Raw genomic sequence first — 17757 nt, 5'->3', positions numbered from 1 at the left:
CTATTCCGCCAGCTTGACGAAACTGTCGATCACCCGCTTGCGGCCGGACTGCTCGAAGTCGATTTCCAGCTTGTTGCCTTCCTGCGTGGCGACGGTGCCGTAGCCGAACTTCTCGTGAAACACGCGCGCGCCGATCGCGATGTCGCTGCGCGGTCTGGCGGCAAAGCTGGCGGCGCTGCGGGTGCTTTCCGCGATCTTGCGTGGCTTGGGGTCGTATTCCTGCTGTGCCGCGCGCTGCCATCCGGGCCCGCGCGTGACGGTACGGGCGGGCTGGGCACGTGCGACATCGGCAAAGGGATCGGAATGCTCGGACCATTGCGCGCGCCACAGCGAGGCACCACCCGATAGCGTGGTTTCACTTTCGACATGGTCCGAAGGCAGTTCGGCGATGAAGCGCGAAGGGATGGAACTGGTCCACTGGCCGTAGATGCGCCGGTTCGCGGCATGAAGGATCGTGCACTTGCGCCGCGCACGCGTGATCGCAACGTAGGCCAGGCGGCGTTCTTCCTCGAGACTGGCAAGGCCGCCTTCGTCGAGCGAGCGCTGCGAGGGGAACACGCCTTCCTCCCACCCGGGCAGGAACACGTTGTCAAATTCCAGCCCCTTGGCGCCGTGCATGGTCATGATCGTGACCTTTTCCTCGTCGGCGGAAGCATCGTTGTCCATGACAAGACTGACGTGTTCGAGGAAGTCGCCGAGGCTGTCGTACTCTTCCATGGCACGAGCGAGTTCGACTAGGTTCTCGAGGCGGCCGGCCGCTTCGGGCGTCTTCTCCGCCTGCAGTGCATCGGTATAGCCGCATTCGTCCATGACCGTGCGCAGCAGGTCGGCCGGGTTCTCGGTCTTCTCCAGATCGCGCCAGCGGGCGAAATCGCGCATCAGCGCAAGGAAGGTGTTGCGCGCGCGAGCGGGCAGTTCGTCCGTGTCGGCGATCTCGATCGCGGCGGCAGCCAGCGGAATGCCCCGGCCACGCGCGACCTGATGCAATTTTTCCAGCGCCTTGGCGCCGAGGCCGCGCTTGGGGGCGTTGTAGATGCGTTCGAAGGCCAGATCGTCTGCGGGCTGGGCGATAACGCGCAGATAGGCGAGGGCGTCGCGGATTTCCGCACGTTCGTAGAAACGAAAACCACCGATAATCCGGTACTTGAGGCCGATACTTATGAACCGGTCTTCGAATTCCCGGGTCTGGTATTGCGCGCGCACGAGGATCGCTATCTGATCGAGCGGCGCGCCTTCTCGTTCCAGCCGCTCGATCTCGTCGCCCACCCGGCGGGCTTCCTCAGGTGCATCCCAGACGCCGATCACACGAACTTTGTCGCCGGGATGGCGTTCGGTCCAAAGCGTCTTGCCGAGCCGCTGGCTGTTCTCGTTGATGAGGCCGGAGGCGGCGGCAAGGATCTGCGGGGTGGAGCGGTAGTTCTGCTCCAGCCGGATCACTTTCGCGCCGGGAAAATCCTTTTCAAACCGTAGGATATTGGCAACTTCTGCACCGCGCCATGAATAGATCGACTGGTCGTCGTCGCCCACCACGCAGATGTTCTGGCGGCCTTGTGCGATCAGCCGGAGCCACAGGTACTGGACCTGATTGGTGTCCTGATACTCGTCCACCATTACGTACTTGAAGCGTTGCTGGTACTGCTCGAGGACATCGCGGTGGGTCCGCAGGATGTTCAGCATGTGCAGCAGCAGGTCGCCGAAGTCGCAGGCGTTCAGTGTCTTCAGCCGGTCCTGATAGAGCTGGTAGAAATGACGGCCCTTGCCATTGGCGTAGGCCTCGTTCTCGCCCGCATCGAGATCCTGCGGATTGAGGCCGCGGTTTTTCCAGCGGTCGATGCAACCAGCGAGCTGGCGCGGGGGGAAGCGCTTTTCGTCCACCCCCTCAGCCACGATCAGCTGCTTGAGCAGGCGCAGCTGATCATCGGTATCAATGATCGTGTAGTTGGACTGCAGGCCCACAAGCTCGGCATGGCGGCGCAGCATCTTGGCGGCGATCGCATGGAAGGTGCCGAGCCAGGGCATGCCTTCCACTTCCGGACCAATCAGCTGGCCGACACGTTCGCGCATCTCACGCGCGGCCTTGTTGGTGAAGGTGACGCAGAGGATTTCGCTCGGCCAGGCAAGGCGGCTGCGGATGAGATTCGCCAGCCTGCGGGTGAGCGCCGCGGTCTTGCCCGTACCTGCTCCTGCCAGCATTAACACCGGGCCTGCGGTAGTCAGCACGGCTTCGCGCTGGGGCTCGTTGAGGCCGTCGATCAGCGGGTCTTGAGAGGGGGCTTGCAGGTCGTTCACGGGTGAACAACTAGGGAACGAAGGCGGTTCGCGCAAGGCAGACAGTGCTTGGTTTCCTCGCCTTTTCGTTCGGAGTCCTGGTTATATGTGCGCGTCAGTCCGAACGGCGCAGGATATGAAGCCGCGCCTTGCCGACATCCCGCATGGTTTCGGTTTCGAAGCCTCGGATCGCTACGCTTTCGGTCCTGGCTGTCTCGAGACTGATCCACGTTCCATCGCCGATCCAGCCAAGACGGGCCAGCTTGTCGATGGCGACCGCGCCAGCGCCAGTCTCATAGGGAGGATCGAGCAGGACAAGGTCCATCGGCTCCTTCGCTGGCCCAAGCGACAGCACCGAACTTGCCCGTACATCGCTGCGCGATTGTGCCTGAAGCGCGGCGATGTTGTGGCGGATTGCCCGGATCGCCGTAGCGTCCTGATCGACGAACAGGCAATGCGCGGCGCCGCGTGACAAGGCTTCGAGCCCGAGCGCGCCGGAACCGGCGAAGAGATCGGCCACTTTCAGCCCCTCGAACGAACCCAGGCGGCTGACCAGCATTGAAAATAACGTCTCGCGGGTGCGGTCCGCCGTAGGGCGCGTGGCGTCACCTTCGGGCGCGGCCAGCTTGCGGCCGCGCCATTCGCCCGCGACGATCCTGAGGGCGCCTTTCATGCCTTGGCACCAGGCAAGGTCTTGCGGAATTTATCGAGGGTCTTCGAATCGATTTCGATCGCCGCGCCCTTGGGCAGGTCGAGCAACTGGAACGGCCCATAGGCAGTGCGGATCAGGCGGCTGACTTCCAGCCCCAGATGTTCGAGCACACGCCGGACCTCACGGTTCTTGCCTTCGGTCAGGGTCATTTCGATCCAGCGGTTGCGGCCGCTGCTGCGCTCCATGTTGGCGTCGATCTTGCCGTATCGGATACCCTCGATCTCGATCCCCTCGATCAGGCCTTCGAGCTGTGCCTGCGTGACGGCACCGAAAGCGCGGGCGCGGTAGGTGCGCGGCACACCCGTCGCGGGCAGTTCGAGCTGGCGCTTGAACTCGCCGTCGTTGGTCAGCAGCAGCAGGCCCTCGGTGTTGAAGTCGAGGCGGCCCACCGGCATGACGCGCCCGGTTCCGGGCGGGAGGGCGTTACGCAGTGCGTTGTAGATCGTCGGCCGTCCCGCGGGATCGCGTTCGGCCGTGATCAGCCCGGCGGGCTTGTGGAAGACGAACAAGCGGGTCGCCTCGGCGGCTTTCACCGGGTTGCCGTCGACTGTGACGCCCTTGAGGCTGGTCAGCACCGTGGAAGGGGTCTCGATCACATCCTCACCCAGCTTGACGCGCCCCTCGGCAATCATCCGCTCCGCCTCGCGGCGGCTGGCGACGCCGGCGCGTGCCAGCAGCTTGGCAATGCGCTCGCCTTCACGGGCGGGGAGCGTGGGGTCCTTTGGGGTGGGGGGCGCAGCACGCGGCGGTTTGGCGCCACGGGGCGCGAGGCCGCCAGACTTGCGCGGACCGCGCGGAAAAGGAGGTTTTGCGCCGGGGCCGCCGCGCCGCGGGCCGCCGGATTTTCTGGGAGGTTGTGCCATCACGCGGCCTTAGCTGTTGATCGCGGCTTCATCCAGTCTTCCCATCGCCACAGTGCCCGCTAAGTTGGCGCCGCAACTTTCTGGAGAGCAAGGCGTGGACGCCCAACCCCAAATCGAGCGTCGCGGCGTCTGGGCCTCGGTCCATCCCTATCTGGAAAAGGAATCGCTGGCGGCGTTTTTCCTGGGAATTTCCTCCGGCTTTCCCTTCGCCATGCTGGCCGCGACGCTGACGACCCGGCTTGCACAGGACGGGATAGAGAAATCAACGATTACAACGTTTACACTCGCTTTCTTTGTCTACAATCTGAAGTTTCTCTGGGCGTGGATCGTGGACGGCGTCAATCTGCCACTGATCGGCAGACTGGGCCAGCGAGTGTCCTGGATGGTGGTTATCGGTCTCTTGGTTATGGCGGCCACGGTGAACCTCGCACTGGCCAATCCGGCTACCGATATTGCCGGGACGGCTCTCGCCGCCGTTCTGCTGGGCGTTGCCGGTGCCAGCTTCGACATCGTTATAGACGCCTACCGGATCGAGACGCTTAAGCCCTATCAGCTCGGGGTGGGCTCCGGCATGAGCCAGTACGGCTGGCGCATAGGCGCGGCACTTGCCGGTTCGCTGGCGTTGGTGCTGGCGGCGCGGTTCGACTGGCACTTCGCTTACGCGGCCTGCTCGGTCTTCGCTCTGCCGGCCATGATCACGGCGCTGCTGCTGGGCGAGCCGCAGCGGCATCAGGTCTTCAACGAGCGGCGGGCTTTGGGAGAAGTGTGGGCTTCGATCACCGGGCCCTTCGCCGAGTTCTTCAAGCGCAAGGGTGCCTTGCTGGTCTTGCTGTTCATCCTTGTCCACAAGATCGGCGATACGTTGGCAAACCTTACGTTCCGCCTGCTGTTCGACGATCTCGGGTTTTCCAACGATGAAATTGCTCTCTACGACATCGGTGTGGGCTTCTGGGCGTTGATCGTGGGGGTTTTTGTGGGCGGCGTGATTTATTCGCGGCTGGGCCTCAAACGCTCGGTACTGATTGCACTTGTCCTGATGGCTGTGTCCAATCTCAGCTTTGCGCTGCTCGCGGCCGCCGGCCACAGCAACATAGGCATGGCCTCTGCCATCGGGTTCGAGAACTTCGCCAGCGGTTATGGCGGGGTTGTGGTGGTCGCCTACTTCTCGGCGCTGTGCGATTTGCGCTTCACGGCCGCGCAATATGCTCTGATTTCGGCCGGGGCGAGCATTGTCGGCCGCTTCCTGACTGGCACGACGGCGGGCGCTCTGATCGAAGCCATGGGCTACGCGAATTTCTACCTGCTCACGACGCTCGTGGCGTTGCCGGGCATTGTCCTGTTCTGGTGGATGATGCGCAGCGGGCTGGTCGATGATGCGATGGGCACGGCGGGTGAAGTCGGCGAAGGCGATGCGCGCGATTAATCCGGAATCTCGCCGTTTTCGCGCAGGACCACACCTGCGAGATAGAGCGAGCCTGCGATCAGCACGATCTCCCTGCGTGCGGTCGCGACGTTTAGTGCTCGCAGCGCTTCAACCACGTCGCGGGCGAAGGTCGGCTGCGGGATCACCGGGATCGCGCTGAAAGCAGAGGGCTCGTGGCAGGCATGGCCCGGAACGGGCACCACGGTCACGCTCGCCAGCCGCTCCCGCAGCGGTTCGAGCAGGGCTGCAGGATTCTTGTTTGACAGCATGCCGATGACGAGGTGGATTCGCGCATCGATCCTGTCGAAATGGCGGGCGAGCGCCTGCCCTGCGTCCAGGTTGTGTCCGCCGTCGAGCCAGCAGGGTGTGTCGGGCGGGAGCAGTTCGGTGAGTGGGCCTGGCTGCAGGCGCTGCAGGCGCGCGGGCCAATGGGCGCGGTGCATCGCTTCCGCCAGGGCCGTAGTCGGCACGGGAACGGCGTTCTGGTGGCGTAGCATGGCGATGGCGAGGCCCGCGTTGGTGATCTGGTGCACGCCGGGCATGGCGGGGGCAGGCAGAGTGAGTGCCCCCTTAGCGTCTCGATAGACGAAACCTTCGGGTGCGTGGTTGACCGACCAGTCGCGCGTTCGCATGATGTGCGGCGCGCCTGCCAGCTTTGCTCGCCCGGCAATCGTCGCATTCATGGCGGGCGTGTAGTCGAGCGTCACCAGAGGGACGCCGGGCTTGGCGATCCCGGCCTTTTCGAAGGCAATGCGGGCCAGCGGATCGGCGGGAACACCCTCGTCCGGTGCCAGCAGGAACGCCTCGTGGTCAATTCCTAGCGAGGCGATGCCACAGGCCGTAGGTGTTTCGATCACATTGGTTGCATCGAAACGGCCGCCAAGCCCTACTTCGATCACGCAGGCATCGGCTGGCGCGCGTGTGAAGGCGAGGAAAGCCGCGGCGGTGGAGACTTCGAAGAAGCTGGCGCCGATTCCGGCCGTTTCGGCAGCATCGAGGACTTCGGCCAATAGGTCAGCCAGCATGGCATCACTGACCAGTTCTCCGGCCACGCGGATGCGCTCGTTGAAGCGTACCAGATGCGGGCTGGTGAAGACATGCACGGTCTTGCCCGCCGCCTCCAGCGCGGCGCGCAGGAAGGCGCAGGTCGAGCCCTTGCCGTTGGTGCCCGCCACATGGAAAACGGGCGGCAGGTCCCGCTGCGGGTTGCCGAGGCGGTCCAGCAGGGCGCGGACCGTGTCGAGACCGATGCGACCCTGCGGCACGGACAGCGCGCCCAGACGATCTAGCTGGGCCTGCACGCGCGGATCGTCGGACACCGCAAAGTCGGACGGCCGCGTCATGGGGCGCTCAGCGTGCGGAATGCACCGCTTCGGCGAGGGCCGAGGTCAGTTCCTTGAGCGGACCGGCGGCCTTGTCGCCATGCTGCTTGATCAGATCGACGAAAGCCGAGCCGACCACGACGCCGTCCGCCACCCTGGCGATCTTGCTCGCCTGTTCAGGCGTGCGCACACCAAAGCCGACCGCGACGGGGATGTCCGAAGCGGCCTTGAGTCTGGCAACCGCATCCTCGATCGAGGCCTGCGCGGCTTGCTGCATGCCGGTGATCCCCGCGACCGAGACGTAGTAGAGGAAGCCCGACGAGCCTTCGAGCACGGCGGGCAGCCGTGCGGCATCGGTGGTCGGGGTCGCAAGGCGGATCAGCGATACGCCCGCGTCGCGCAGGGCCGGGCCAAGTGCGGCGTCTTCCTCGGGCGGAATGTCGACGCAGATCACGCCGTCCACGCCTGCCTTCTGGCATTCGGCGGCGAACCATTCTGGGCCGCGGATCGTCATCGGGTTGGCATAGCCCATCAGCACCAGCGGCACGTGCGAGTGGCGCGCGCGGAACTCGGTGGCCATGCGGAAGATGTCGGCCGTGCGCGTGCCCTTGCCGAGGCTGCGGATATTGGCTTCCTGGATCGCCGGGCCGTCGGCCATGGGATCGGTAAAGGGCATCCCCAACTCGATCACATCGGCGCCACCTTCGACGAGCGCGTCGAGATTGGCGGCGGTGTCGCCGTCCCCCCCGGTGATGAAGCAGACAAGAGCGGGGCCTTTGGCAAAGGTGGTTTCGAAGCGGGTCATTCGCTGTCTTTTCGTTCCACGACAAGGATGCGGGCTGGGCCACGCGGATGCGCGACGTGTTCATCGCCGGGTTCGACGCTGACACCGTCACCGGCTTCCAGCCTCAGGATGTTTTCCTGGCCATTCTCGCGCACGTGCATGTCCACGCATCCATCCAGGACAGTAAACACTTCCCGTCCGGTGTTGGCGTGCCAGCGATAAGGCTGATCCGTCCAATGGAGCTTGACGGTGACGTCTTCAAAATCGGCGAGCAGGACGCTGCCCCAGGCTTGTTCGGCGACAAATTCCGAGGCGCGAAATTTCTTCACAATTCCACCCCAAGTGCGTCGGCGACGGTGAAGATGTCCTTGTCTCCGCGTCCCGACACATTGACGACGAGGATCTTGTCCTCATCCATTTCGGCAGTGACCTGGGGCAGGGCGGCCAGGGCGTGTGCGCTTTCGAGCGCTGGGATGATACCCTCCAGCGAGCAGCACAGCGTGAAGGCTTCCAGCGCCTGATCGTCGGTGATCGGCACGTAGCGGACGCGGCCGCTTTCGTAGAGCCACGAGTGTTCGGGGCCGATGCCCGGATAATCGAGACCCGCGCTGATCGAGTGGGCCTCGGTGATCTGGCCGTCCTCGTCCTGCAGCAGATAGGTCTTGTTGCCATGAAGGATGCCGGGGCCGCCGCCGGTGAGGCTGGCCGCGTGCTGGCCGCTCTCGATGCCGTGCCCGGCCGCCTCGATCCCGGTCATGGCGACATCGGGATCGTCGAGGAACGGGTGGAACAGGCCGATCGCATTGGAGCCGCCGCCCACGGCCGCCACCAGCATGTCGGGCAGGCGGCCTTCCTTTTCCATGATTTGTTCGCGCGTTTCCTTGCCGATCACGCTCTGGAAGTCGCGGACCAGCTCGGGGTAGGGGTGCGGGCCCGCTGCGGTGCCGATGATGTAGAAGGTGTCGTGGACGTTCGCGACCCAGTGGCGCAGCGCGTCGTTCATCGCGTCCTTGAGCGTCATCGCACCGCTCTTTACCGGGATGACTTCGGCGCCGAGCAGCTTCATGCGGAAGACGTTGGGCTTCTGCCGCTCGACGTCGGTTGCGCCCATGAAGATCTTGCATTCGAGGCCAAAGCGCGCGGCGACCGTGGCCGTGGCCACGCCGTGCTGGCCCGCGCCGGTTTCGGCGATGATCTTGGTCTTGCCCATGCGCAGGGCGAGCAGGATCTGGCCGATGCAGTTGTTGATCTTGTGCGCGCCGGTGTGATTGAGCTCTTCGCGCTTGAAGTAGATCTTCGGGCCCTTCCCGGCGGGAGCGGCCTCGCGGAAGTGCTCCGTCATGCGCGGGGCATAATAGAGCGGGCTCGGGCGGCCGACGAAATCCTTCATCAGCGCGTCGAACTCGGCCCAGAATGCCGGATCGTCCTGAGCCTTGCGGTATTCCTTCTCGAGATCGAGAATGAGCGGCATCAGCGTTTCCGCGACATATCGTCCGCCGAACTGGCCGAAGTGGCCGGAGTCGTCGGGCAGCGAGCGCAGGCTGTTCACAGGCGGTTGGGCAGTCATGTCCGCGCGCTTGGCAGAGGGTCCGACGCTTGTCCAGAGCGGCTTTGTACAGTCCGGCAAGCCAGCCGCCGTGCGGTGGCCGCAGGCCATGCTCCGGATGTCTTTCCTTTGCCTGCAACCGTCTCATCTGGGGCTTGACTGAGGAGCGCTGCGAGCTCCCTTTCCAGATACTGAACAGTAACAATGAAATGCGTCGAAATGACGGAAATTATCGTTTAAATGCAAATATTTCATCATTGTCATCAATTGTCATAATGGCGCAGAGATTTGCCTCGAAATGGCCTCGATTGGTTCACTTGGCGGCAAGCGTGGCGGGCCTAGCCGGATGGTGTCCTGGTGATCCGGGATAACAATCTGGAGTATCGAATATGCGTATTGCCATCGTCTCGCTTGCCGCGGCTGCCGCGGCCGTGCTGGCCACTCCGGCACTTGCCAATGAGACCCGCGTGGAGACTCGCGGCGGCGTCATCTGGAATAACGGAGATACAGAAGCGATCGCGGGCATTGCCGCCGGTTACGACTACGATCTCGGCGACAAGTTCTTCGCGGGTGTTCAGGGTTCGGCAGACAAGGTTCTGACCAGCAACACCCGCGTTACCTGGGGTGTGGGTGGCCGCGTCGGTGCCAAGGTTCTGCCCACGACGAAGGCCTATGCCCTGGCCAGCTGGCAGTCCAAGTCCTGCCGATACTGCAACAGCGCCGTCGGCGTTGGTGGCGGTCTGCAGCAGGATCTCGGTTCGCGCTACTTTGTGAAGGCCGAATACCAGCATCTGCTGGTCGGTGATAACACCCCGGACGCCGACCTCGGTCTTGTCGGTCTGGGCGTGAAGTTCTGATCCGGTACACCGAGTCCGGAAAAGGAGGGCGGTCCGCTTCATGCGGGCCGCCTTTTTTATGCGGCGCGCACGGCCGTGCAGAAGGCGGCGATCCTGTCGAGGTCTTTCATGCCCGGCGCGCTTTCCACGCCTGAGGATGTATCGACCAGCGGTGCCCCGGTAAGAGCGATGGCATGGCCGACATTCCCGGCTGTCAGGCCCCCGGCAAGGCCCCATTTGAGCGGGCCGTTCCAGTGCGCGACGAGGCTCCAGTCGAAGCTGAGCCCCATGCCGCCGGGGAGGGCTCCGGTCGGCGTCTTGGCATCGAACAGCATGAGGTCGGCGGCACCGGCATAGGCATGAGCGCGCGCCACATCACCGATGCTGGCGATGGCCATGGCCTTCCAGACGGGAATCCCGAAGCGCGAGCGAAGCTGCGCGGCGCGTTCGGGCGTTTCCCTGCCGTGCAACTGCAACACGTCGAGCCCGGCGGCATCCACGGCTTCGGCGATTGTGGAATCATCGGCATCGACGAAGAGCCCCACGCGCCTGATGCGGCCCTGCGCACGGGCGCCGAGGTCGGCGGCCTGCGTGGGCGAGACATTGCGCGGACTTCTGGCGAAGAACACGAAGCCGGCATAGTCGGCTCGTGCCCGGATCGTCGCTTCCAGTGCTTCGGGTGTGCTGATGCCGCAAATCTTGATCGCCGGTGTTGGCATCGGTGCGTTCTCGCCTAGATTGCGGTCCGCACGTTCGAGAGAGGGACCGGGATGAACCGTCTGGCGCGCTATCTAATGTTATTCGCGGCCGCTGCAATGCTTGGCGGGTGCGGCGTGAAGCAGTCCTTTCAGGATGCGTCCGCCGAAGTCGGTCAATTCCATGCGGCTCTGGATGCCGGGCAATGGCAAGGCCTGTGGACCAACGGCGATCCCGAACTGCACAAGGCGACCACGCGCGACCGCTTTGGCAAGCTGCTCGATGCCGTCCACCGCAAGCTGGGCACGGTCAGGGGCAGCAAGCAGGTAGGCTGGAACGCCGAGGCCACCACCGGCGGCACATTCCTGACCCTGACCATGCAGACGACGTTCGAGAAGGGGACCGGCACCGAGCAGTTCGTCTACCGCAAGGGTGACGGGGGCAAGCTCACGCTGATGGGGTACGACATCCAGTCGCAGGAAATGATGCTGAACTGAGAAGCTCTCAGGGCGCCAGTTCGAACCTTACGTTGAGGTTGACCTGAACGTCCACTTCACCTGCCGCAACCGGAGAAGGGGCTGCCTCGGCCATCATTCTCTTGGCAGCGGTGACCGTGATCCGCGGGCTGTAGCCCCCCGATTCGGTGATCGAGAGGATGCGGACGACGTGCAACCCGGCTGCCTGTGCATAGAGGTCGGCGCGGCGGCGGGCCTCCTTCACGGCGGCCGTGCGCGCTTCGTCCTGTGCTGCTTCGGGCTGTGACAGTGTGAATTCCGGGCCGTTGACCTGATTGGCTCCAGTCGAAACAAGAGCGTCAATCACCTTGCCGTAGTCGTCCAGCTTGCGCTGGCGCACGCTGACCTGATTGCTGGCTTCGTAAGACACGATCCGGCGCTGTTCGTCGCTATAGCTGCCGTCGGGTTGACGCACTGGTTGCGAATAGACGGGGTTGATCGAAAGGTTGCGGGTCTGGATGTCCTTGTCGGCAATTCCGGCCCGCTTGAGCGCTGCAAAGACCTTGTTCATCCGCGCGGCGTTTTCCGCCAGCGCGGCGCTTGCAGTCTGGCCGCGCGTCGTGACGCCGGCTGAGAAGGTTGCCATGTCGGGTTCACGGGTCGAAGTGCCTTGCGCATCGATGGCCAGCAGAGTGTGGCCCTGTTCCATCAGCACCGAAGCGGCAGTCTGCGCGGAGGCGGCGCCGGGCGCGGCCAGCGGCAGGGCAAGCGCCAGGGCGCAGGCAAGTCTCTTCGATGTCATCGGGCATCCTCCTTTGTCACACTCTGACCAACGGTCTGGAATGCATGAGGTTGCCGCAGGCTGAACCCGGGATCAGAGCGTCGCTTCGATGGCCTTTGCTGCGGCCAGCGGATCTTCCGCGCGGCTGATCGGGCGGCCGATCACCAGCACGCTGGCGCCTGCGTCGCGAGCCTGGCGCGGAGTGACGATGCGTTTCTGATCGCCGTTGCCACCTTCTGCGGGACGCAGCCCGGGAACGACGAAGTATCCGTCCTTCCACTGCTTGTGGATCGCGCCGACTTCGTGGCCCGAGCACACGATGCCGTCGAGCCCGGCCGAATGGGCCAGGTCGGCGAGGCGGAGAGCCTGCTCTGCCGGATCGGCCTTCACGCCGATGGCGGTGAGATCGTCGTCATCGAGGCTGGTCAGAACGGTGACGGCGACAACCTTGGTGTTCTCGCCTGCGGCTGCCTTGGCATCCTCCATCATCGCGCGTCCGCCTGCGGCATGGACCGTGACGATCGCCGGTTCGAGCACATGGATCGCCTGCATCGCGGCAGCCACGGTGTTCGGAATGTCGTGGAGCTTGAGATCGAGGAATATCGGCAGGCCAAGCTTGTGGAGTTCGTGCACGCCGTGGTGGCCATGGGCGCAGAAGAATTCGAGCCCCAGCTTGATCCCGCCGATATGGCCCGCGACCTTTCGAGCAAGCGCCTCGGCGGAGTCGAGGCGGGGCAGGTCGAGAGCAAGAAAGACGGGATTGTGGTTCATTGGTTCAGGCTTCCGGAGAGCTTGGGGTTGAAGACGCTTCAAGCGGCGTTGCTCCCGTTGTGGAGGGGCTGTCGGGGCGCGCATTGATCGAGGGCATGGAACTGGCCCTGAGCGAATTTTCGAGGCTGGCGATCCGCCGGCTCATCCGCCAGCGCACGGCGCGCAGGTAGAGCCAGGGCGGGGCCATGCCGAGCAGGAAGAACAGCAGGGCGACAATGCCCACCGGCCATTCGAAATGAACGTAGTTGCCGTCTTCGAGCGGCCACAGGTTCACCGGCACCTTCGTCCAGTTCATGGCGATGAACGCCACCAGGATCGCGGTCAGCGCGATCCAGGCGACTGTGCGGATGATCTGCATTCTTCCTCCTGCTCTTTCTCCGGGGGAATGGCCGGATGCTAGGCGCGAATCGGAGGCAAGGGAAGAGAGGGGGCGTAGTTCACGCCCCGAACACCCGGTCGAAGATCGTGTCGACGTGCTTGAAGTGGTAATCGAGGTTGAACTTCTCCTCGATCGTTTCCGCGCTCAGCGCGGCGGCGACATCGGGGTCGGCCTTGAGCAGTTCCATGAGGCTCAGCTGACCGTCCGATTCCCACACCTTCATCGCGTTGCGCTGGACGAGACGGTAGCTTTCGTCGCGCGACAGACCGGCCTGCGTCAGGGCCAGCAGCACGCGCTGTGAGTGAACGAGGCCGCCCATGCGGTCGAGGTTCTTCTGCATGCGCTCGGGATAGACGAGCAGCTTGTCGATCACGCCGGTGAGGCGCGCCAGCGAGAAATCGAGCGTGATGGTGGCGTCCGGACCGATGAAGCGCTCGACCGAGGAGTGCGAGATATCGCGCTCGTGCCACAGCGCTACGTTCTCCATCGCCGGCATGGCGTAGGAGCGGATCATGCGCGCCTGCCCGGTGAGGTTCTCGGTCAGCACCGGATTGCGCTTGTGCGGCATGGCCGACGAGCCCTTCTGGCCGGGTGAGAAGTATTCCTCGGCCTCCAGCACTTCGGTGCGTTGCAGGTGGCGGACTTCGACGGCAAGGCGCTCGATCGAGCTGGCAATGACGGCGAGCGTCGCGAAGAACATCGCGTGGCGGTCGCGCGGGATGACCTGCGTCGAGACCGGCTCGATCACCAGTCCCATCTTGTCCGCGACATAGACTTCGACAGCTGGATCGACATTGGCGAATGTGCCGACCGCGCCGGAAATCGCGCAAGTGGCGACTTCTTCGCGCGCGGCGATCAGGCGCTTCTTCGCGCGGGCGAATTCGGCATAGGCCTCGGCCAGCTTGAGGCCGAAGGTCACCGGCTCGGCGTGGATGCCGTGGCTGCGGCCGATGCAGGGAGTGTACTTGTGCTCCTCGGCCCGGCGCTTGATCGCGGCGAGCAGGTCATCGAGGTCCGCAAGCAGGATGTCCGCCGCGCGTACGAGCTGAACATTGAGCGTGGTGTCGAGAACGTCGGAGCTGGTCATGCCCTGGTGCATGAAGCGCGCTTCCGGGCCGACCTGTTCGGCAACCCAGTCGAGGAAGGCGATCACGTCGTGCTTGAGCACGGCTTCCTTGGCATCGATCGCGGCGACGTCAACTTTCGGGCTGGTTGCCCACCAGTCCCACAGGGCCTTGCCGGCGCTCGCGGGCACGGTGCCCATCTCGCCCATCTTGACGGCGGCATGCGCTTCGATCTCGAACCAGATGCGGTAGCGGGCTTCCGGTTCCCAGATCGCGGTCATCGCGGGGCGGGCGTAGCGGGGGACCATGTTCGACTCCTTTTGCGTTCCGCGCGAGCCGCTAGGGGGCACGGACGCGGAAGGCAAGAGGGAGCGGTCCTTTAGCGATGCCCGCGTGCGCGGATCAGAGCGGCCAGATGATGGGGATCATGATCAACGTGGTGATTGACACAATCAAGGTCAGCGGGAAGCCGTAGCGGTAGAAGTCGGTAAACTTGTATCCGCCCGCACCATAGACCAGCGTGTTGGTCTGGTAGCCGATCGGGGTGAGGAAGCTGGCGGACGCCGCGAACATCACCGCCACGGCGAACGGGCGCGGATCGGCGTGGAGGGCATGGGCCAGGCTGATGCCGATCGGCGTTACAACTACCGCGACCGCGTTGTTGGTCACCAGCTCGGTCAGCACCAGACTGAGCACATAGATGGCAACCAATGCCGCGAAAGGTCCCATGGTGCCCAGCCAGGGCGTGGCCAGTCCGACGACGGCTTCGACCATGCCGGTCTTTTCCAGGGCCGTGCCGATCGAGAGCATGGCGACGATCAGCGCTATGATCCGCCAGTCGACGGACTTGAACGCTTCCTCCGGTTCCACGCAGCGCATTCCCAGCACGACTGCCACGCCCAGCACTGCAAGGCCTGTCAGTGGCATCACGTCGAATGCTGCGGCAATCACGATGCCCAGCATCGTGCCGACCGCGATCCACGCCTTGTTCCGGCGGAAGCCGCGCGCGGTGGGCTCGGCGATATTGACCAGTTGCTGGTCTTCGACAAGGCGGCGCAGGTCTTCGGGCGCACCTTCCATCAGAACGGTATCGCCCACCTGCAGGGGCACGGTCTCGTAGCGTTCCTCGAGATTGGTGCCCTTGCGGTGCAAGGCGATGGGATAGACGCCGTAGCGGCGGCGCAGGCGCAGGTCCGCCAGAGTGTGGCCGATCATTTCCGCGCCGGGCGCGAGCAGGGTCTCGACCATGACCGAATTGCGGGTCGAAAGCTGGACGAGGTGCGGATCGGTGGTGGAAGCGGCGGTCAGGGCGTGCTGGCCATGCTCCTTGATCGTGATGACGTCACTGGCCGACGTGCGCATGACCAGAATGTCGCCTTCTTCCAGCGGGTACCGGCTGAAATCGCGCCGCAGGGACTTGTCGCCGCGCAGCACGTCAACAAGGCGGCGCTCGGGCCGGGCGAACAGGTCGATTTCACGCGGGTCCTGGCCGATGTAGGGCGATCCGGCCTCGATAAAGACCGAAACGACGAAGCGTTTGTTGTCGCTTGCAGACGAAAGGCCGGCCACGGTGTCGCGCACGGGAAGCAGCCGGTGCGACAGGGTGAGCCAGATGACGCCCGTCACCGCGACGATCAGGCCGACCGGGGCGATTTCGAAGATCGAGAAGGGGGCGAGACCGGCCTTGCGGGCTACACCATCGACGAGAATGTTGGTCGAGGTACCCAGCAGCGTTACCGTGCCGCCCAGCACTGCGGCAAAGGATACCGGCATCAGGATCTTGGACGGAGAGATGCCCAGTTCCTTGGCCAGCGTCATGCCGACCGGGATCATCATCATCACGAGCGGCGTGTTGTTCGTAAAGGCGGACATTGCCGCGATCACTGCCAGAAAGACGGCAATCGAGAACACCGGGCGGGTCTTGCCGATGCCGGTGATGCGCATCGCCAGAAAATCGAGTGCACCGGTGCGAACCATCGCGGAAGAGATGATGAACATGCACACGATCGTCAGCGGGGCCGGGTTCCCCATGGCGGCAAGAACGTCGTCTGTCGCAATGATACCCAGCACGAGCAGGACGGCGACCAGCACCAGTGCGACGACTTCGGGAGCAGCCAGCTCGAATGCAAAAGCCAAAAACAGAAGGAGCAGCAGTACGCCCATCACGGCAGGTGAACTGGCGGCGAGTCCTTCGATCATTGTTCTTGCTGCCCTTTCCCCGGTTTGGCGCATGTGCAGGCGTGTGGAGTTAGCGGGAATTGCAAGCTGTGCAAGTCTGATTTGTCTATAGAAAAGATTGACAATATGAAAGTTGATCTAAAATATCATTATTATCAATATATTAAATGTTCTTCATGACGGGCCATGTGAAGATTTTGGTGCGTTCGTCGGTCATTTTTCCTTCCGGCGAAAAGCTGCGCTCGACGATCGTACCACGGCCTTCGCGAGAGATCGCTACTACCGTGCTGCAGCGGGTGCCATAGCTGTCGTCGCGGATAAAGACAGGTGCGAAACGCGTTTCGGGGCCATGATCCGGACGGTCGGGGTCGATGGCAGGCGTCTCGTCGCGCAAGCTGTCCAGCAGCGCTGAACAGTCTTCGGTCCCATTTGCGAGCCATTGTTCGATCGCCTGTTCGACCTGCAGGGTCTTGGGCCAGGGCACATCGAAGCCGCCGTTCGAAAGACCGTGAATGCCCGGTATCAGGCGCCTGCGTTCCAGTTCGGGGTGGTTGGTGAGGAACCATGCGCTTCCCGCCTCCACATGCACCAGATTGAACGGATTCATGGCCGCCATGCCGGTCGGCTCGTGCCCGGTGAGCAGGTCGGTAACCAGCCGTCCGCGAGACGGACGGCCGGGTTGCGGGCCTTCGGGGACGCGATAGTTTGTGACAAGCGCGAAGCGGCCTTGTCCGGTCACGCCCAGCCAGGTGCCGCCTCCGGTCAGATCGGTCCCCGCAAGGATGCCGGATCCGTCTGTCCAGCGCGACAAGGGAGCGGAAGGGCGGGCGTGGAATTCGTCGCGATTGCCTGCACAGACGAGCAGCCAGTCAGAATCCGTATCCCATGCGACGGCAGCGACACACATCAGATCAGGCCCTTCGTCCGCAGGCTGACATGGCCTTCGCGCCCGATGATGACGTGATCATGGACGGTGATTCCCAGCAGGCGACCCGCTTCGGCAATGCGGTTGGTGATCTCGATGTCTGCGCGGCTGGGTTGGGGCGAGCCCGACGGATGATTGTGAACCAGAATTAGCGCAGTTGCTCCGATATCCAGAGCGCGCCGGATCACTTCGCGTGGATGGATGGCTGCCTCGTCGATTGAGCCTTCCCCTACGAGGTCATCCAGAATGAGCATGTTCTTGGCGTTGAGATAGAGTACCCGTACGCGCTCGACGGTCAGGTGCGCCATGTCGATCGTCAGGTAGTCGATCAGCGCTTGCCATGAACCGATCACGGGAGCTTCGCGTACTGTCTCGCGGGCCATGCGCGTGGCTGCGACACGGACGATCTGGAGCGCCGCTGTCGTTGCTTCACCCATGTCGGGATGTCCCGCCAGCGTACGTGGATCGGCCTGGAGAACGCCTGCAAGCGAACCGAACCGCTGCAGGAGACTGCGCGCCAGCGGTTTCATGTCCCGCCGAGCGACCGCCTGTGCGAGCAGCAGTTCTATCACTTCGTGATCTGCCAGTGCATCGAGCCCGCCTTCGAGAAGGCGCTTGCGGAGCCGTTTGCGGTGGCCACTGGGATCGTTTGCGGAATCGACGGGGCGCTGCGCAGGTGCGGCGCGTTCATCAAAGAGTGGGGCGTCGTCTGTCATAGCGTGCACAAACAATTGCCTTTCCCGCGCGGCCAGCG

The 17757-nt window shown here is 63.8% G+C and carries 18 protein-coding genes; 3 read left to right on the top strand and 15 right to left on the bottom strand.

Translation table 11 applies throughout. The features are described 5' to 3' along the window. The 3 genes from MTR64_RS00670 to MTR64_RS00660 form a co-directional block, all read right to left on the bottom strand. Positions 1 to 2289 carry an ATP-dependent helicase gene (locus MTR64_RS00670; RefSeq protein ID WP_243989777.1) on the bottom strand — a complete coding sequence of 763 codons (2289 nt, stop codon included), beginning with the start codon at positions 2287 to 2289 and terminating at the stop codon, positions 1 to 3. A gap of 94 nt (positions 2290 to 2383) precedes the next feature. After that, positions 2384 to 2941, bottom strand: coding sequence for a 16S rRNA (guanine(966)-N(2))-methyltransferase RsmD (gene rsmD / locus MTR64_RS00665; RefSeq protein ID WP_243989776.1), 558 nt, complete (start codon positions 2939 to 2941; stop codon positions 2384 to 2386). Continuing rightward, positions 2938 to 3843: a pseudouridine synthase gene (locus MTR64_RS00660; protein WP_243989775.1), complete on the bottom strand. Its 906-nt coding sequence runs from the start codon at positions 3841 to 3843 to the stop codon at positions 2938 to 2940. Before MTR64_RS00660 ends, rsmD begins: the two co-directional genes overlap by 4 nt. A gap of 94 nt (positions 3844 to 3937) precedes the next feature. On the opposite strand from MTR64_RS00660, the gene MTR64_RS00655 reads away from it, so the two are divergent. Beyond that, the gene (locus tag MTR64_RS00655) at positions 3938 to 5266 is read left to right on the top strand and encodes an AmpG family muropeptide MFS transporter (RefSeq protein WP_243989773.1); all 1329 of its coding nucleotides are present in this window, start codon (positions 3938 to 3940) and stop codon (positions 5264 to 5266) included. On the opposite strand, the gene MTR64_RS00650 is transcribed toward MTR64_RS00655, so the two are convergent. The 4 genes from MTR64_RS00650 to trpB are packed head-to-tail and all read right to left on the bottom strand — an operon-like array spanning position 5263 to position 8939. Further along, positions 5263 to 6609 (bottom strand): bifunctional folylpolyglutamate synthase/dihydrofolate synthase, encoded by a 1347-nt coding sequence (locus MTR64_RS00650; protein WP_243989771.1) that lies wholly within the window; start codon positions 6607 to 6609, stop codon positions 5263 to 5265. The two genes, MTR64_RS00655 and MTR64_RS00650, sit on opposite strands and share 4 nt — an antisense overlap. Before the next feature lie 7 nt (positions 6610 to 6616). After that, a complete protein-coding gene (trpA, locus tag MTR64_RS00645) occupies positions 6617 to 7393 on the bottom strand; it encodes a tryptophan synthase subunit alpha (protein WP_243989769.1) in 777 nt (258 codons plus the stop codon). Further along, positions 7390 to 7701, bottom strand: coding sequence for a cupin domain-containing protein (locus tag MTR64_RS00640; protein ID WP_243989767.1), 312 nt, complete (start codon positions 7699 to 7701; stop codon positions 7390 to 7392). The genes trpA and MTR64_RS00640 overlap by 4 nt, the downstream gene beginning before the upstream one ends. After that, positions 7698 to 8939, bottom strand: coding sequence for a tryptophan synthase subunit beta (gene trpB, locus MTR64_RS00635; RefSeq protein ID WP_243989765.1), 1242 nt, complete (start codon positions 8937 to 8939; stop codon positions 7698 to 7700). Before trpB ends, MTR64_RS00640 begins: the two co-directional genes overlap by 4 nt. 368 nt (positions 8940 to 9307) lie before the next feature. On the opposite strand from trpB, the gene MTR64_RS00630 reads away from it, so the two are divergent. Then, on the top strand, positions 9308 to 9775 hold the full coding sequence (locus MTR64_RS00630) for a hypothetical protein (protein WP_243989763.1): 468 nt from the start codon (positions 9308 to 9310) through the stop codon (positions 9773 to 9775). Between the two features lie 56 nt (positions 9776 to 9831). Here the strand turns inward: MTR64_RS00630 and MTR64_RS00625 are convergent, their stop codons facing one another. Next, positions 9832 to 10473: a phosphoribosylanthranilate isomerase gene (locus tag MTR64_RS00625; protein WP_243989761.1), complete on the bottom strand. Its 642-nt coding sequence runs from the start codon at positions 10471 to 10473 to the stop codon at positions 9832 to 9834. 114 nt (positions 10474 to 10587) lie between these two features. Here MTR64_RS00625 and MTR64_RS00620 point away from each other — a divergent pair, with 114 nt between their 5' ends. Then, complete coding sequence (locus tag MTR64_RS00620; protein ID WP_243989760.1) at positions 10588 to 10947, top strand: DUF4019 domain-containing protein; 360 nt, start codon at positions 10588 to 10590, stop codon at positions 10945 to 10947. A gap of 7 nt (positions 10948 to 10954) precedes the next feature. Here the strand turns inward: MTR64_RS00620 and MTR64_RS00615 are convergent, their stop codons facing one another. The 7 genes from MTR64_RS00615 to radC all read right to left on the bottom strand — a co-directional run bounded on the left by MTR64_RS00615 (position 10955) and on the right by radC (position 17719). Continuing rightward, positions 10955 to 11707, bottom strand: coding sequence for an SIMPL domain-containing protein (locus MTR64_RS00615; RefSeq protein ID WP_243989759.1), 753 nt, complete (start codon positions 11705 to 11707; stop codon positions 10955 to 10957). 72 nt (positions 11708 to 11779) lie between these two features. Beyond that, complete coding sequence (gene pyrF / locus MTR64_RS00610) at positions 11780 to 12457, bottom strand: orotidine-5'-phosphate decarboxylase (RefSeq protein ID WP_243989758.1); 678 nt, start codon at positions 12455 to 12457, stop codon at positions 11780 to 11782. A 4-nt stretch (positions 12458 to 12461) separates the two neighbouring features. Beyond that, positions 12462 to 12815, bottom strand: a complete 354-nt coding sequence (locus MTR64_RS00605; RefSeq protein WP_243989757.1) for a LapA family protein — start codon at positions 12813 to 12815, stop codon at positions 12462 to 12464. 79 nt (positions 12816 to 12894) lie between these two features. Continuing rightward, on the bottom strand, positions 12895 to 14208 hold the full coding sequence (purB, locus tag MTR64_RS00600; RefSeq protein WP_243989756.1) for an adenylosuccinate lyase: 1314 nt from the start codon (positions 14206 to 14208) through the stop codon (positions 12895 to 12897). A 94-nt stretch (positions 14209 to 14302) separates the two neighbouring features. Next, on the bottom strand, positions 14303 to 16099 hold the full coding sequence (locus MTR64_RS00595) for an SLC13 family permease (RefSeq protein ID WP_243989755.1): 1797 nt from the start codon (positions 16097 to 16099) through the stop codon (positions 14303 to 14305). 142 nt (positions 16100 to 16241) lie between these two features. Beyond that, a complete protein-coding gene (locus tag MTR64_RS00590) occupies positions 16242 to 16985 on the bottom strand; it encodes an NRDE family protein (RefSeq protein WP_243989753.1) in 744 nt (247 codons plus the stop codon). After that, the gene (radC, locus tag MTR64_RS00585; RefSeq protein WP_243989751.1) at positions 16985 to 17719 is read right to left on the bottom strand and encodes a RadC family protein; all 735 of its coding nucleotides are present in this window, start codon (positions 17717 to 17719) and stop codon (positions 16985 to 16987) included. The genes MTR64_RS00590 and radC overlap by 1 nt, the downstream gene beginning before the upstream one ends. Positions 17720 to 17757 lie beyond the last annotated feature (38 nt).

The organism is Novosphingobium album (ex Hu et al. 2023), assembly GCF_022832385.1.
GTDB classification, from domain to species: domain Bacteria; phylum Pseudomonadota; class Alphaproteobacteria; order Sphingomonadales; family Sphingomonadaceae; genus Novosphingobium; species Novosphingobium album.
Note: the sequence above shows the minus strand (reverse complement) of the source record. Positions and strands in the feature narration are given on the sequence as shown.